Raw genomic sequence first — 15605 nt, 5'->3', positions numbered from 1 at the left:
GCCGGAAATCGATGTTCCCGCTCACTCATGGGCCGTTCTTCAAATCCACCCGGAACTGCGCGATGCTGCGGATGAAAGCGGTGAAATCTCCGTCCACGGCTACCTGAACAACACCATCAATCCCGCCTTGCCAGAAGCATGGACCTATATGGAAGCGCTGGCCAAGGAAATCTCCGGCATCTTCCCGTTTGCTCACTTGCACCTTGGCTGTGATGAGCGCCCGCCAGCAGCATGGACCAGGTCTCCTGCCATCGAACAGTTGAAGACTGAGCAGGGCCTCAAAACAGCGGATGACGTGCAGGGCTGGATGATGGACAAACTGGCGTCGTATGTGCGTTCGCTGGGCGTACGCCCCGCAGCGTGGGAAGAAGCGGCCAAAGGTGCGAATGGCGGCATCAACAATGACGCCATCCTGTTCTCGTGGACACAGCAAGGACCAGGTCTGGAAGCAGCTCGTAAAGGATACTCGGTCGTGATGACCCCAGCTGCGCACGCCTATTGGGACATCGCACCCTCCGTCAATTTCAATGAGATCGGCCTCAACTGGGCCGGCATCACCAGCCTCGCAGACAGTGTGAACTGGGATCCGGTGCCGGAAAATGAGCCGGAGCTGGAAGGCAAGATCATCGGCGCCCAGGGTTGCCTGTGGTCAGAGGTCGTTCTGCGGGATGCCAACATGGAAACCATGATGACTCCACGCATTCTGGGTATTTCAGAAATCGGCTGGGCGACCCGCACCAACAAACCGGATGCAGATGAGATCACGCAAAAGGCTGCGTGCTACAGCAAGCTGTTCGCTGCAATCGGGTGGTGTCAGGATGTAAGGGACTAACATACAGGTGTGATCTGCTGGCTGGGCGCGACCTACTGGTTTTGCTCAGCCACGAACTCGACCTTTATACGATCTGGGTCTTCAAGATAGAGGGCGTAATAGTCAGTCCCTCCGTTCGCAAATGGATACTTCTCATCGTAGAGCATTGGGATATCTTCGGTGCGGCAGTGATGCCTGATCAGGTCTACCTGTTCTCTGCTTTTGACTGAGAATGCGAGATGGTTCAGCCCAACACCGCAACGGTGGTAGGCGTGGGACTCATATTGCGGGCTGACTTGGACAAAGGTGAGATACGCGTCTTTTCCAGTCGAAAGCGTAAATCCATCATCCCAAGACGCAGTTTCTTTGTACTCCAGGTGGGAAAGAATACTGGACCAGAAATGCCGTGAAATCTCTTTATCCGAAACGTAAATCTCAACATGATGCAGCAAAATTTATGTCCTTTTACTAGAAAGAAAATCTAGGATTTTGCGGAGATAGTTAGGGTCTTAGACGTTGCGCAATTCTGCAACAAAATCATAGATATCACCGCGATAAACGCCTGTGGTCAACTCGATCGCCCGGCCACTCGCCAGATAAGCCGTGCGGTCAATGTAAAGCGCCGCATCCCCTTCACAAACTTCCAGCAAGTCAGCTTGCTCTTCTGTCAGCTTGCAGGCGGAAATACGCTGGATAGCACGGGAAGGGCGCATACCGTTCAAAGACAATTTCTCATAGAGAGACGTTTCAATCCGCGACGGATCAGGCACAAACTCGGTTGAGAGCGAACTGGTCTCAATCGCTAACGGAATACCATCCGCACGGCGCAGACGGGTAATCCGCGAAACCTGACCGTCAGACGCAAGCCCGAGCGCAACAATTTCCTCAGGTGAGGGAAGATAAATCCCGCAGGACAGCGTCTCGGAGGAGGATGTCTTCCCGCGCCGCTGCATGTCCTCGGTAAAGCTGGTAAGCGCCGACAAGGACTGTTCCATGCGCTTCATCTGCGGAGCCACATAAGAACCTGAGCCACGGCGCTGAATCACCAGACCATCCACCACCAGCTGCGAAATGGCTTTGCGAATCGTCACGCGGGACAGCCCGGTCAGTGTCGCCAGCTCACGCTCTGCTGGCAGAGTGGTCGCTGCTGCTAACCGTCCATCTTTAATGGCAGATTCAAGGTGTCGGTAAAGCTGTAAGTAGCGTGGACCGCCACTCCTCTGCTGCCAGGATGTCGTTGAGAACAGATCGGTATGGGTATCTTCTTGTGCGCTCATTCTGCTCTTCTTTATGTGAATCCGTATTATCTATAATACCTTTTTGATACCAATGCAAAACAATACCGATTGGATACCAATGAAAGAAATGAAGCTTATCCCCTTGCGATTTTCTTGAAAAATCGGAGTTTTTTCGTCTGAAACAGAAATATTTCACAGGAGGTACTGAAATGGTAGACAAATGGATTTGTTTTGGTATTATTTTGGTGCTCGCAAAAAACACGCGGTTCGTCTCCCTGGCGATAACAAGACGCAAGCGGCGAGTGACAAGCGATCACCTTTGGGAATTGGGGAGAGCGCATGACACATGCGTCAGGGGACCTGCTGCCTTATCAGGGCGAGCGCGGCGGTTCGGCACAAAAGAAACAAGGGATGCTGCAAGGGCTCATGCGCTCACAGGCAACCTTTGCATGGCTACTGATTGCTCCGGCAGCATTGTATCTCGTATTAGTCGTGGCCTGGCCGCTGGTAGAGACAGTCCGTTTGTCTTTCACCAACGCCAACATTGGCGGCGAAGCCTACATCGGCACTGCCAACTATGAGAAGCTGCTCAGCTCTCGCAAATTCGGTCAGACAGTGTCCAGAACGTTCTATTGGATGTTCCTGTCTGTCTCATTCAAAATCATTTTCGGCCTGATCGGTGCAACGCTGCTCAACGCGGCAATTCCGGGGCGGGCGCTGTTCCGCATGCTGGTCATGCCGCCGTGGATTGTGCCTGTCGCGATTGGTTGTTTCGGCTGGTTGTGGCTCTACAACGGCCACTTCGGCATCATCTCAGGAGCCCTGCAATACGTAGGCATTCTGGATGGCCCGTTTGAGTTCCTCGCCTACAAGCAAAGCGCGTTTTACTCCGCTGTTGTCACCGATGTCTGGGTCGGCCTGCCTATGGTGACCATCTTCATGTTGGCAGCCATGCAGGGCGTGCCGCGCGATCTTTATGAAGCAGCCTATGTGGACGGGGCATCCCGTTGGTACCGCTTCCGCCGCATCACCATTCCGCAAATTCTGCCGGTGATCATCACCATGTCGATCCTGTCGATCATCTGGACCTTCAACTCCTTTGAGATCATCTGGATTTTGACAGAAGGCGGCCCGCGCAACGCAACCACAACGCTGATCATCGACACCTACAAGATGGCCATTGCAAACTTCAAGTTCGGGCAGGGGGCAGCCCGTGCTGTGATTGTGGTGACACTGCTTAGCGTGTTCTCGCTGGTCTATCTGTTCGCACTCCACCAGATCAAAAAACGTTTCGAGGCAGCCTAATATGATGGATCGTTACTCGCTGCCACATAAAGTATTTCTCTACTTCTGCGTGGTGCTATTCCTCGGCTTCATTCTGCTGCCGTTTTTTGAGATGTTCATGACCTCGCTGCGGCCACTGGAACACCTGTTCCGCTCGCCCTACCAGTTCTGGTCAGACGACTTCTCGTTCAAAGCCTACTCCCAGATGTGGGAGACTGTGCCAATGCTGCCGCGTTACATCGCAAACAGCATGCTGATCTCCATCTCGGTGACAGCTCTGGCTTTGGCGTTCGTCATTCCCGCCGCTTATGCCTATGCCCGGTTTGATTTCAAAGGCAAATCACTCAGCCTCGGCATCTTTCTGGCGGTTAACATGTTCTCCGGTGCTGTCCTGCTTATTCCGCTGTACAAGCTCCTGAGAAACTACGGCCTGCTGAACACCTACTTCGCGATGATTGTTCCCGGTGCAGCGTTTCTGGTGCCAATGGGAATCTGGCTCCTGAAATCCTATCTGGAGAAAATCCCGCGCGAACTGGAAGAAGCAGCTTTCATGGATGGCGCCAGCCGTCTGTACACCCTGCGCCGCGTTGTTCTGCCTTTGGCGGTTCCCGGTCTCATCGTGGTGGGTGTGGCTGTGTTCCTGTCAGCCTACGCACAGCAGTTCCTGTTCGCGATCACGTTCAACAGCGTCAAGGAGTTCATGCCTCTGCCAGCGGGCATCCTCGAGTTCATTGGCTATCAGTCAGTCAAATGGAACCAGATGATGGCAGCAAGCATTGTTGGAATACTGCCCGTACTCGTAATTTTCCTATTTTTACAGCGCTACTTGGTGGCCGGCCTCACAGCCGGTGCGATCAAGGAGTGATTTTTAAAAGTGTCAATGGTTACTACTGGGAGGAGAAACCATGAGAACCAAACTACTATTTGCAGCGGCTGCAGGGGCAGGCGCAATGATGGCAGCAACATCTGCACAATCAGCTGAGCTACATTTCATTCGTTGCGGGGACAACGGGTTGGATGAAGATCGCAAGGTTATTGCCGCATTTGAAGCCGCCCATCCCGGCAACACCGTCAACATGGAAAGCCTTCCATGGGGCACCTGTCAGGATAAGTCTTTGAAACTTGCATCCGCAGGCAGCCCGCCATCTGTGTCGTACATGGGCTCACGTACGTTAAAACAGCTGGCAGACAACGACCTCGTTGTTGATGTGACGATCTCTGAAGATCAGCAGAAAGCCTATCAGCCGGGCGTTCTGAACACCGTGAGCTATCGCGACAAGTTCTGGGGCTTCCCGCGTGCATTTTCCACTAAGGGTCTGTTCCTCAACTGTGACATCTTCGAGGAAGCTGGTCTTGCGTGTGAAGCACCAAAGACCTGGGACGAGATGTATGCGGCTGCGAAGACCATCAAGGACAAAACCGGTAAAGCAGGTGTCGGTCTGACGGGCAAAGACTTCGACAACACCATGCACCAGTTCCTCAACTACCTGTATTCCAACGGCGGTCAGGTCATCGATCCATCCACCAACGAAATCACTCTGGATTCCAAGAACACACTGGAAACTCTGAAGTTCTACGGCAAGCTGGTGGAAGTTGCTCAGGAAGGTCCAACCGCATTTGAGCGTACGCAGGTCCGTGATCTGTTCAACGACAACAAAGTCGGCATGTACATCGACGGCCCATGGGCACGCGGTCAGCATAAAGAAGGCATCACCACCAAGGCTGCTCCAATTCCAGCAGGTCCAAGTGGTGTCAGCGGTACGCTTCTCATCACTGACTCCCTCGCTGTCTTCAAAGGCTCTGGCCATGAAGAACTGGCGATGGAATTTGCGCGCATGATGACCACAGGCGACTCTCAGTACACGCTGGACAAACCAGACGGTTGGGGCCTCACACCAATCCTGAAATACGAAGAGCTTGGCTATGAGAAGCCTTACTACATGGATGATCCATACTGGGCAGTCTTTGTAGACTCCATCCCAACAGGTGGTCCGGAGCCTCTCTTTGTTGATTACAAAGCGATGCAGACAACCATCAACTCCATGATTCAGGGCATCATCCTGAAAGACGATACCGCTGAAAACCTGGTGGCAATCGCCGCTGAAGAACTCGAAGAGTTCAAGTAAGCAAAACCCGGAGAGGCTGGCGACAGCCTCTCCCCGTTCCTTAGTGCGAGAAGACGAATATTATGGCCACGCTCCAGCTACAAAACATCGAAAAATCATTTGGACCAACAACCGTGTTGAAAGACGTCAACTTGTCCATTGAGGATAAGGAATTCGTCGTCTTCGTTGGCCCTTCTGGCTGCGGAAAAACAACGCTCCTGCGGATCGTGGCAGGTTTGGAAATAGCCTCCGAAGGCTCCATCATCATTGATGGCAAAGACGTTTCCGACGACCACCCTATTGACCGTGGCATCTCCATGGTGTTCCAGAGCTACGCGCTCTATCCTCACCTCTCAGTTTTTGAAAACATCGCCTTTCCGCTGCGCGTTGCAAAGCGCCCGGAAGAGGAGATCAAGGACCGTGTCCACAAAGCCGCTGCAATCCTGCAACTGGAAGAGCGCCTGAACCACAAGCCGGGACAGCTTTCCGGTGGTCAGCGCCAGCGTGTTGCCATTGGCCGCTCCATTGTTCGCAATCCAAAAGTGTTCCTGTTTGACGAGCCGCTTTCAAACCTTGATGCAGCGCTGCGCGGGGACATGCGTGTGGAACTCTCCAAGCTCCATAAAAGCCTCGATACCACAATGATTTACGTCACCCACGATCAGGTGGAAGCCATGACCATGGCCGACCGTATCGTGGTGCTCAACGGCGGTGTGGTGGAACAGTGCGGCACCCCGATGGACCTGTACCTGCGCCCGCGCAACAAATTCGTGGCTGGCTTCATCGGCCATCCAAAAATGAACTTCCTGCCCGCCATCGTCAGCCGCGTTGAAGACCGCATGCTGCACGTGAAGCTCGCCAATGGCGGTGTCATGAGCATGCCAGTGTCGTCAGAGGGCGTGAAAGCCGGTGACAACGTGGATATCGGCATCCGCCCTGAACATATGCAGCTTGATGAAAATGGACCAGTTTCCATGCATGTAGAAGTGCTGGAGCGGCTGGGAGCCCATTCCATCGCCTACGGTAAAGTTGAAGGGGACGGCGCGTTTTGTGCATCCTTGCCTGGCATGGCTGAGATTCCGGAAGGCACAACCATAAAACTCAGTATCAAGCCGGAGGATGCCTACGTCTTTGACGAAAGAGGAGTTGCACTGCAACGCCTTGGTGCTCTGGAACTGGCATAGGAGAAACACATGCGTATCATCGTTGTTGGTTTGGGTTTGCGAGCTGTCAGTGTTTTGGAAAGACTGCAGGCTCACATGAGCGAAGCGGAAGTGGTGGCCTATGTAGACCCCAAACCGCACCAGATTGAACGCCTCAAAAACCACGAGGCCATCAAGCCTTATGGCACGCTGGAAGAGATGCTGGCTGGCGAAAAGGCGGACCTGTTGTTCGTCAGTTCTCCAAACCACATGCATCTGGAGCAAATCCGTCTGGGTCTTGAAGCTGGCATCCGCATGTTTGCAGAAAAGCCTGTCGTGATCTCCATGAGCGAGACCATGGAACTGGCAGAACTGCTTTCCAAACACGGTGCGGATCAGGTGCTCATTGGTCTGGTTCTTCGCTATGCCCAACATGCAAGAGACCTGCGGGATGCGCAGGCAGCTGGCCAGATCGGTGATGTGGTCTCCATTGAGGCCAACGAGCATATTGCGCCGTATCATGGAGCCTTCTTCATGCGTGACTGGCGCCGCCATGAGAAATACTCCGGCGGCTTCATGCTGGAAAAATGCTGCCACGATCTTGATATCTACAACATGGTGACCGGCTCGCGCCCATCCCGCGTTGCTAGCTTTGGCGGTAGAAAATCCTTTGTCCCAAGCAATGCACCAGCAAAAGAAACAGATACGCAAGTGTATCATGTTAAAGAGTCCATCTGGGAAGCCGCGGAAGACCCGTTCCTCTCTGATGGCGATATCGTCGATCACCAGACCGCGATCCTCGAATACGAGAGTGGGGCCACCATGGCCTTCCACACCAACATCAACGTACCGGACGAACACCGCCGGTTCTGCGTGATTGGTACCAAGGGCATGGCAGAAGGTGACTTCGTGCGCGGTTATCTGAAAGTGACCGATGCCCACACCCGCGGCACATTGGTGGATGAAGATTACAACAAGTCCATTGACCGCCCCGGCGCACACTACGGCGCTGATGACATGATGTGTCAGGACCTTTGCGCCTATCTGCGCGGTGAAATGGACAGCCTGCCAGTTTCCGTCGTGGATGCGCTGGAAGCAGGCGTCGCCGCACTGGCACTCGATCAGGCGCGCACAACCGGTCAGGTCGTGGACCTGACGTCCTATTGGCAGAAATTCGACAGTTTCAACCTGCGGGAAACCGCAGCAACAACAAAAAAGATGGAATCAATACAGTGACCAAACTCCCCGGCGCGTACATGCGCGCTGAGATAGATCAGGCAATTCCGGCATTCGCAGAAGGGGTCCGTCAGGACCTAACCGAGAGTGTCAAAGCAGCAGCGTTAGACAAGCTCGACACGTTCTACACCATTGCGCGTGGAAGCTCAGACGCCGCCGCCAACTTGATCTCCTATGAGCTGATGGCCGAACTGCAAAAGCCGGTAACAACACTGCCGCCCTCTGTGTTCAGTCTGGGGAATGGATTGCAGTTGGGCAATGCTGGCGCCCTTATTTTCTCCCAATCCGGAGGAAGCAAGGATCTGGTCAGTGCTGCAATCGGGTTTAAAAGCGGTGGCGGTAAAACGCTGGCCATCACAAACACACCGGGTTCTCCGTTGGCAACTGAGACGGACGCCTGTGTCGATATCAAAGCAGGGCTGGAACAAGCCGTTCCAGCCACCAAAACAGTTATCTGCACCATAGCAGCCGGAATGGCGCTTCTGGCCGCGCTCAAACCGGACTACGCCAAAGCCTGTGAAGCAGCAGCAAAGGCCATGCTGGCCAGCGCTGAGGCTAAACTCGAACAGGCTGACGAGATCATCGAGGCTGTGAAATCCACGCCACATGTCTATGTCATTGGACGCGGTTGCGGCTTCGGCGCAGCGCAGGAAGTGGCGCTGAAGCTGAAGGAAACCACAGCCATTCATGCAGAAGCGTATTCCGCTGCTGAAGTGCTGCACGGCCCGCTGCAACTGGCCACAAAACCGCTCTGTGTTCTTATTCTGGATACAGGAGAAGAGGTCAGCAACCAGAGTCTGAGCCTGGCTGAAGAGCGGTTCCGCTCTGTCGGCGCAAATGTTTTCCGCCTAACACCAGAAACCGTTGGTGCGCAGGGCCTTACCCCCGCAGCAAGCTCGGCCATGCTGCTGCGTGCATTGTACCCAGTGATTTTGGAAACTGCTCTCCAGTTGGGTCTGGACCCAGATCAACCGGAAACACTTTCCAAGATAACTGTAACTATTTGATTTTATGAGGGAATGCTGCGATGGTCGATCTGACCAAATGGACAACTACGCGCGAAATTCAAGCGCAACCGCAAATCTGGGCAAGTTGGGGACAGGATTTCGCTGCACGTCTGAGTGACCTGAGCGAATGGGTTGCCAATTCCGGAGCCACGGAAGTCTGGTTCTGCGGGGCAGGCACATCCGCCTATATTGGCGACCTTCTGTGCAGAGCTTTGGACGCAACCTCCGTGCTGCCAATGCGCTCCGTTCCTTCAACTGATCTCGTCAGCGCCCCGCATGCCTTCAAACGCAACGGCGTGATCCCGCTGGTTGTCTCCTTCGGACGCTCAGGCAATTCCACAGAGTCCATCGGTACGCTGGACTTGCTGGACGCGATCTTCCCCGAAGCGCCACGGCTGAATATCACCTGCAACAAGGACAGTGCACTGGCAACCCGCCAACCTGCCTCAAAGGCCAGTCAGCGCGTGATTGTTCTGCCGGACGAATGCCACGACAGCGGCTTTGCTATGACCTCCAGTTTCACCACCATGATCATGACAGCCATGGCAGTGTTTGGGCAGGAAACACCGGAAGAGTTCGCCGCCAACATGAACGAGATCAGCCACGCAGCTGAGATTGTGTTGGCGCAAGCGGATCAGCTGGCAGGCAAACTCACCACCCCACAGCGCGCCGTCTTCGTAGGCTCCGGCCCGCTTGCCTTTGTTGCCCGCGAAAGTGCGCTCAAAGTGATGGAACTGGCCGCAGGAAAAATCCCGTCTATCTGGGACAGCTCCCTCGGTTTCCGTCACGGACCAAAGTCTTTTGTTGATGCACAGACCAAGGTCTTCGTGTTCCTCTCCAACAACCTGCATTCCCGTCGTTACGACGAGGATCTGGCAGACGAGGTGAAGGCGCAGTTCGGCGAGCACACAGTCACCACCATTGGCAATTCTGCAAAGGCAGATGTGCATATTCCATGCAAACTGGAGGATGGCTGGATGTCCGTGCTCCATGTACTCATTGCGCAGTGGCTGGGAGTGGCTTGGTCTGATCAGCTTGGTTTCAACGTCGACAATCCGTTTGAAGGGCAGGGCACGCTGACCCGCGTTGTCTCGGGCGTAAAGCTCTATGCACTGGAAGAGGCCTGATATGGTTCGAGCTGGCGGCATTGATCTAGGCGGCACCAAAATTGAGGCAACCGCCTTTGATAGTGATTGGGCGGTGGTTGAAACCAAGCGTATCCCAACCCCCCAGGATTCCTACGAAAATCTGGTTGATGCTCTCTGCGAGATGGTCGTGTGGCTGGAAGAAACCGCAGGCTCAAAAGGCTTGCCGGTTGGTGTCGGTATTCCCGGCTTCCATTCCAAACGAACCGGCAAGTTCCTCACCGCCAACCTGCTGGCCTCGGGCCGGACGGTCCATCAGGACCTGATCGACAAACTGGGCAGGGCCGTCGCGTTTGAAAACGACTGCAACTGCTTTGCCCTCTCTGAAGCTATGCTCGGCGCTGGGCGCAGCTACGCCAGCGTCTTCGGCCTGATCATCGGCACAGGTGTTGGCGGAGGCTATTGCTCCACCGGCACGTTGATCTCGGGTCTGAATGGTGCGGCTGGTGAGTTTGGTCATCTCGGCATTCCCTACATGACCATGAAGGAACTAGGGCTCGACGCTATCGAATGCGGCTGTGGTCGCACTGGCTGTTTCGAAACCTACCTCGCTGGCCCCGGCATGCGCCGCTTAGCGAAACACGTCACCGGCAAAGAAGCCGATGCGAAGACCATCACCACGGCAGCCGCTGCTGGTGATCCGCAGATGCAGGAAGTCATGCGCATGTGGGCCCGTATCGCGGCTGAACTGGTTGCGGCGCTTCAATGCACGGTGGACCCAGACTGCATTGTGCTCGGCGGTGGCCTTTCCAAGATCCCGAACATCGACCGCCTCATTGCGCAAGCTCTGCCCGGCCATTTGCTGGACCAGACCGAGCCGCCGGAGATCCGCGTTGCAGAATACGGAGACAGCAGCGGCACACGAGGGGCGGCGCTTGCTGCTGTCCAAAACTATCAAATACTGGAGGAGCCGTCATGAGCAACCCTTTGCTTGAGGTGATCACTGCCAACCGTGCAGGCGCCAGAGCCGCGCTTCCTTCCATTTGTTCCGCGCAGCCGGACGTTATCCTCGCTTCTGCTCTGCTCGCAGCAGAAAAGAAAGCGACATTACTGCTGGAAGCGACCAGCAATCAAGTCAATCAGGACGGCGGCTACACAGGCATGAAGCCAGCCGATTTCGTCAGCTACGTCAAAAGCATTTGCACCACTGCCGGATTGCCGGAGGACGCGCTCATCCTCGGCGGTGACCATCTCGGCCCGCAAGCCTGGCGCTCCATGCCTGCCGATCAGGCCATGGCAAAAGCCAAAGAGCTGATGAAAGCCTACGTGCAAGCTGGCTTCACCAAAATCCATCTGGACTGCTCAGAAGGGTGCGCAGGCGAAGAGGCTCAGGTCGGTGACGAACTGAGTGCCAGTCGCGCAGCGGAACTGGCTGCTGTTTGCGAAGAATTTGCACCAGATCCAAGTCGCCTCAGTTACATCGTCGGTACGGAAGTTCCTCCTCCCGGAGGCGCGCGTGAAGAAGGCGAGGCTCATAGCATTGAGCCAACCCCACCCGCGCGTGCCTCCCGTACCTTGCAAATGCATTTTGAGAAGTTCGACGAGTTGGGCCTGCAGGATGCAAAAGGCCGGATCTGCGGTCTTGTCGTGCAGCCGGGTGTCGAGTTCTCACCCTTCCACATCGATCATCTACCCGCTGATGACGGCAAAGCTCTGCGAGCAGCGCTTGACCCGTTCCAGAACGTTGTGTTCGAAGCGCACAGCACCGATTACCAGCTGGACAGCGCGTTCCCACGCCTCGCCAACATGGGTTTTGCGATCCTGAAAGTCGGCCCTGCGCTCACCTTCGCCTACAGACAGGCCATCTACGCGCTGGACCAGATGCTGGATTGGCTGGAAGAGGACAAGCGCACTGCGCCAAAAATCTCAAAGATTCTGGAAGCAGAAATGCTGTCTGAGCCCAAGTACTGGCGCTCCCACTATCAGGGATCGGATCAGGAACTGCGCTTGCTGCGCCACTTCAGTTATGCAGATCGCATCCGGTATTACTGGCCTCAGGAGACGGTACAGGATGCCCTTAAGGCACTCTTTGCTGCCCTCCAAACCCATGAGATTCCAAAGGTACTGCAGCTGCAACTGTTTGCATCTCGCACTGTTGAACGTGCACGGGCTTTGCAGCGCCATGGTTTTGGCATAGAGAAGGCGCTGGTGCTTGCTGAAATCCAGCAGGCATTGGACCCATATTTCTTTGAGAGAGTTGAGGCACCTCAGCTTGAGGAGGCTCTATGAGCACCGCACCGGGCAACCAAGACATCTGGCTGTGTCCAGATCAGCTGTTTGACGGCCAGAACCTGCTGACCGATACCGCTATTCATCTCGTGGATGGCAAATGCGCAGGCTTGTCTTCAGCAGACCAGTTGCCCGCCGATGCGACCGTGAAAAAACTCTCTGGCCTCATCACACCGGGTTTCTTTGATATCCAGATCAACGGCGGCGGCGGGGTTCTCTACAACACTTCACCATCACCAGAGGGTCTGGCTGCCATTGCAGCGGCGCACCGCCAATTCGGCACCACAGCCTTGCTGCCAACAGTCATCACCGACGCGCCAAATGTGCTGGAGGACGCCGTTGAGGCCATGAAGGATGCTTACGGCACCTATGGCATCAAAGGCATCCACATCGAAGGCCCGCACATCAGTGTAGAGCGCAAAGGCACCCACGAAGCCAGCTGGGTTCGTCCGCTTAATGAGCGCAGTTTGCAGCTGGTCCGCGACCTGCGAGATCGGGACATCCCGGTCCTCATGACGGTCGCACCAGAAGGCGTTGCCAAAGGTGATGTTGCAAGACTGGTTGAAATGGGCGCAGTTGTCTCTATCGGCCATACTGATGCAGGCGCAGCGCAGATCAAACCAGTTCTGGAAGAAGGCGCAAACCTCTTCACACACCTGTTCAACGGCATGTCCCAGATGGTCAACCGCGAGCCCGGTGCAGTTGGAACGGGCATCAACAGCACCGCCTATTGCTCGCTGATCGTAGACGGACACCATGTGGCTGACGACATGCTCCGCCTTGCCATACGTGCGCGACCTGTCAAAGATCATATGATCATCATCAGTGATGCCATGCCAACTGTCGGCGGACCGGAAAACTTCAACCTTTACGGTCATCAGGTCTATCTGGAAGACGGCAAGCTCATCAACAAAGCCGGGTCTCTGGCAGGGGCGCACGTCACCATGCTGGAGTCTGTTGCGCGCATGATAACTGAGCTTCAGTTTCCGGCAGAAGAAGTGTTGCGCATGAGCCTGTCCAATCCAGCTGCGCTGATGGGACTTCAACAGTCCGTGGCCTCTCTGCAAAACACTGACTTGGCCGATATGCTATTGCTCGCACCGGACTACAAGTCCTTCTCATTCCTCTCGCATATGCTCTAGTTTGCTGCGAGAGGAGCTGCTGCCTCACCGCTCGCGAAATGCCTCCGCTTTCACCTTGAGCAGTGGCTTGGCGAGATAGCTCAGCACGCTTTTCTCACCGGTCAGAATATCAATGCTCGCAGTCATGCCCGGCGTGATGGGCAACGGGTTTTGCTCTGATCCCAGATGGTTTTGCTTGGTCCGCACAATCACCTTGAAAAACGCCTGTCCCCGCTCGTCCTCTGACGTGTCCGGACTGATCCGCTCCAACACTCCATCCAATCCGCCATAGATAGAATAGTCATAGGCCGTAATCTTCACGCTCACATCCTGACCCGGATGCAGGAAGGCCACATGTTGTGGCTGGATTTTAGCAGCAATCAGCAAAGTGTCTTCCAGCGGAACTATCTCAATCAGTGGCTCACCAGTCTGAACCACCGCCCCAATGGTGCTGACATTAAGTTTGTTGATCACCCCGCGAACGGGTGCCACCAACGCACTGCGATGCACCCGATCCTCCGCCCCACGCAGCCGCTCCTCAATCACAGCAAGTTCCGCTTTGGTCGCCACCAGATCTGACTGTGCCTGAGAGGCAAACGCTGTCTGCGCAGATGCTACCTTTTGTAGAACTTCTTCCTTGGCAGAGCGGGCACTTGCAAGAGAAGCCTCCAGCATCTGCCGCTCCCCCTCCAGAGTTGTGTACTGCCGCTTGAGCCGCAAAAACTCGATCTCTGGCAGGACACCACGTTTATAGAGCTGCTGGTTGATCTCCAGTTCCCGCGCAATGATGGTCAGATTGGCGCTCAGCATCTGTGCCTCTGCTTCAAGCTGCTTCAGATCCTGTTCTTTCTGGCTGAACTGACTGCGAAGCACCGCAACTTCCGCAGCAAGCTGCTCTTTGCGAGCCTTATAAACCGCCAGCTCCCGCTGCAAGAACGCGGCAATGTCGGCAGGCGTGTTTGAAAGATCAAGCGACAGATTTGCCTGACGGGCCTCAGCGGTCAACCGTGCAAGACGAGCCTGCAACGCATACTTCTTCTGCAGCAGCTCCCCTAACTGAGAGGCAAAGCCGGTATTATCCAACTTTACCAGAACCGCCCCTTGCTCAACGATTTCGCCTTCATAGAACAACACCTCAGAGACAATCCCGCGTTCTGGAGCTTGCACAATCTGCATCTGACGAGAAGGGATGATGCGTCCATTGCCTCGTGTGACCTCTTCCACATGCGCAAATGCTGACCAGACGAACAACAACAGCATAATTGCGGCACATGAGAAGATCAGAACTCTGGACTGCTTTGGGCTGTGAAACTCTGGCAAATGCAGCTGTGTAACGGGAAGCGACCAGCCCTTCATGCTCTCAGCCTTTCTTCAATCGGAACCTGCGCAGGCTGTGGCACTTCATGCAGACGCGGTTGCTGCATGGATTGCTTCACTTCCTCGCTCGGCCCATCTGCAATGATGCGGCCTTGATCCAGAGCGATCAGCCGATTGGTGAGCTTCAGGAGGGAAGGGCGGTGTGTGCTGATAATGAGTGTCAGAGAACCGTTGTTATAGCGCCGCAAGCCACGCAACAAACGCTGCTCCGCAGAAAGGTCCAGCTGACTGGAGGGCTCATCCAGAAACAGGATCTTAGGTTTGCGCAAAAGAACACGAGCCAGAGCCACACATTGCCGCTGCCCACCAGAAAGCGCAGCCCCGTTTTCACCCACAATCAGATTGTAACCAGCCGGATGCCTGTTCACGAGACTATGCAGTCCCGTTACATGGCAAACTTCCTCGATCTCCTCATTGGAAAGGTGTGGCAACCCAAGGCAAAGGTTGTCTCTCAACGTGCCCTGAAACAGCGTGTTGTCCTGAGACAGATACCCAACAAAATGGCGCAGGTCTGATGGATCAAACTGGCGCGTGTCAATTCCATCAATGAGAACAGCACCCTCGGAAGGGTACCGAAGCCCGCTCATCAGCCGGCCCACGGTCGATTTTCCTGACCCGACACATCCAACCAGCCCAATCGTATCCCCAGGCTCAATCGAGAAATTGCAGCGGGTCAGGCTTGCTTTCTCACTGAGGGGATAAGAGAAACTGACATTTTGAAACTGAACTTCACCACGGCAGCACCGCAGGTTTGCAGTAGCTTTTCCTGTTTTGCGTTCTGTTGGCTGGCTTAGCAAATCTCCAAGCTGCTGATAGCTGTGCAGCACCTGACGAAACCGGACGAGTGCATTGGCGATAGAGGAGATCGGCGCCAGTACACGCGACGACAGCATCATCGCAGCAATCAGCC

15 protein-coding genes are annotated in these 15605 nt (G+C 55.0%); 11 read left to right on the top strand and 4 right to left on the bottom strand.

The features are described from left to right. Window positions 1-832: family 20 glycosylhydrolase (locus PPL9_RS16965; RefSeq protein WP_152986724.1), on the top strand; the 832-nt coding region annotated here is incomplete at its 5' end. Window positions 833-864: 32 nt separating this feature from the next. Here PPL9_RS16965 and PPL9_RS16960 read toward each other — a convergent pair. Next, complete coding sequence (locus tag PPL9_RS16960) at window positions 865-1263, bottom strand: VOC family protein (RefSeq protein ID WP_057463809.1); 399 nt, start codon at window positions 1261-1263, stop codon at window positions 865-867. Between the two features lie 57 nt (window positions 1264-1320). Then, complete coding sequence (locus PPL9_RS16955) at window positions 1321-2088, bottom strand: GntR family transcriptional regulator (RefSeq protein WP_057463808.1); 768 nt, start codon at window positions 2086-2088, stop codon at window positions 1321-1323. 387 nt (window positions 2089-2475) lie between these two features. On the opposite strand from PPL9_RS16955, the gene PPL9_RS16950 reads away from it, so the two are divergent. From PPL9_RS16950 to nagA, 10 genes are all read left to right on the top strand, one after another. After that, window positions 2476-3354, top strand: coding sequence for a sugar ABC transporter permease (locus PPL9_RS16950; protein ID WP_208986508.1), 879 nt, complete (start codon window positions 2476-2478; stop codon window positions 3352-3354). Between the two features lies 1 nt (window position 3355). Continuing rightward, window positions 3356-4198, top strand: a complete 843-nt coding sequence (locus PPL9_RS16945; protein WP_057463806.1) for a carbohydrate ABC transporter permease — start codon at window positions 3356-3358, stop codon at window positions 4196-4198. Between the two features lie 40 nt (window positions 4199-4238). Continuing rightward, window positions 4239-5459, top strand: a complete 1221-nt coding sequence (locus PPL9_RS16940; protein ID WP_057463805.1) for a sugar ABC transporter substrate-binding protein — start codon at window positions 4239-4241, stop codon at window positions 5457-5459. 62 nt (window positions 5460-5521) lie between these two features. Beyond that, window positions 5522-6622 (top strand): ABC transporter ATP-binding protein, encoded by a 1101-nt coding sequence (locus PPL9_RS16935; protein WP_057463804.1) that lies wholly within the window; start codon window positions 5522-5524, stop codon window positions 6620-6622. Window positions 6623-6631: 9 nt separating this feature from the next. After that, window positions 6632-7816 (top strand): Gfo/Idh/MocA family oxidoreductase, encoded by a 1185-nt coding sequence (locus tag PPL9_RS16930; RefSeq protein ID WP_057463803.1) that lies wholly within the window; start codon window positions 6632-6634, stop codon window positions 7814-7816. Beyond that, entirely contained in the window at window positions 7813-8823 is a 1011-nt protein-coding gene (locus tag PPL9_RS16925; RefSeq protein WP_057463802.1) for an SIS domain-containing protein, read from the top strand. Before PPL9_RS16930 ends, PPL9_RS16925 begins: the two co-directional genes overlap by 4 nt. A 20-nt stretch (window positions 8824-8843) precedes the next feature. Beyond that, on the top strand, window positions 8844-9950 hold the full coding sequence (locus PPL9_RS16920; RefSeq protein ID WP_057463801.1) for an SIS domain-containing protein: 1107 nt from the start codon (window positions 8844-8846) through the stop codon (window positions 9948-9950). 1 nt (window position 9951) lies between these two features. Beyond that, a complete protein-coding gene (locus tag PPL9_RS16915; protein ID WP_057463800.1) occupies window positions 9952-10887 on the top strand; it encodes an ROK family protein in 936 nt (311 codons plus the stop codon). Continuing rightward, on the top strand, window positions 10884-12197 hold the full coding sequence (locus PPL9_RS16910) for a class II D-tagatose-bisphosphate aldolase, non-catalytic subunit (protein ID WP_057463799.1): 1314 nt from the start codon (window positions 10884-10886) through the stop codon (window positions 12195-12197). The genes PPL9_RS16915 and PPL9_RS16910 overlap by 4 nt, the downstream gene beginning before the upstream one ends. Then, window positions 12194-13339, top strand: coding sequence for an N-acetylglucosamine-6-phosphate deacetylase (gene nagA / locus PPL9_RS16905; protein ID WP_057463798.1), 1146 nt, complete (start codon window positions 12194-12196; stop codon window positions 13337-13339). The genes PPL9_RS16910 and nagA overlap by 4 nt, the downstream gene beginning before the upstream one ends. Window positions 13340-13363: 24 nt before the next feature. On the opposite strand, the gene PPL9_RS16900 is transcribed toward nagA, so the two are convergent. Then, complete coding sequence (locus tag PPL9_RS16900; RefSeq protein ID WP_057463797.1) at window positions 13364-14674, bottom strand: HlyD family type I secretion periplasmic adaptor subunit; 1311 nt, start codon at window positions 14672-14674, stop codon at window positions 13364-13366. Beyond that, window positions 14671-15605 (bottom strand): ATP-binding cassette domain-containing protein (locus PPL9_RS16895; protein WP_152986723.1); only part of this gene is annotated, 935 nt, incomplete at its 5' end. The genes PPL9_RS16900 and PPL9_RS16895, both read right to left, overlap by 4 nt.

The sequence above is a fragment of the Pseudovibrio sp. POLY-S9 genome, assembly GCF_001431305.1.
In the GTDB taxonomy this organism is placed as follows: domain Bacteria; phylum Pseudomonadota; class Alphaproteobacteria; order Rhizobiales; family Stappiaceae; genus Pseudovibrio.
This window is presented reverse-complemented; position numbering and strand designations above follow the sequence as displayed.

Coding starts and splice junctions, on each gene's coding strand:
- PPL9_RS16910 (WP_057463799.1), top strand. CDS start 10,884: ATGAGCAACCCTTTGCTTGAGGTGATCACTGCCAACCGTGCAGGCGCC.
- PPL9_RS16945 (WP_057463806.1), top strand. CDS start 3,356: ATGATGGATCGTTACTCGCTGCCACATAAAGTATTTCTCTACTTCTGC.
- PPL9_RS16900 (WP_057463797.1), bottom strand. CDS start 14,674: ATGAAGGGCTGGTCGCTTCCCGTTACACAGCTGCATTTGCCAGAGTTT.
- PPL9_RS16930 (WP_057463803.1), top strand. CDS start 6,632: ATGCGTATCATCGTTGTTGGTTTGGGTTTGCGAGCTGTCAGTGTTTTG.
- PPL9_RS16915 (WP_057463800.1), top strand. CDS start 9,952: ATGGTTCGAGCTGGCGGCATTGATCTAGGCGGCACCAAAATTGAGGCA.
- PPL9_RS16955 (WP_057463808.1), bottom strand. CDS start 2,088: ATGAGCGCACAAGAAGATACCCATACCGATCTGTTCTCAACGACATCC.
- PPL9_RS16950 (WP_208986508.1), top strand. CDS start 2,476: ATGCGCTCACAGGCAACCTTTGCATGGCTACTGATTGCTCCGGCAGCA.
- PPL9_RS16920 (WP_057463801.1), top strand. CDS start 8,844: ATGGTCGATCTGACCAAATGGACAACTACGCGCGAAATTCAAGCGCAA.
- nagA (WP_057463798.1), top strand. CDS start 12,194: ATGAGCACCGCACCGGGCAACCAAGACATCTGGCTGTGTCCAGATCAG.
- PPL9_RS16935 (WP_057463804.1), top strand. CDS start 5,522: ATGGCCACGCTCCAGCTACAAAACATCGAAAAATCATTTGGACCAACA.
- PPL9_RS16940 (WP_057463805.1), top strand. CDS start 4,239: ATGAGAACCAAACTACTATTTGCAGCGGCTGCAGGGGCAGGCGCAATG.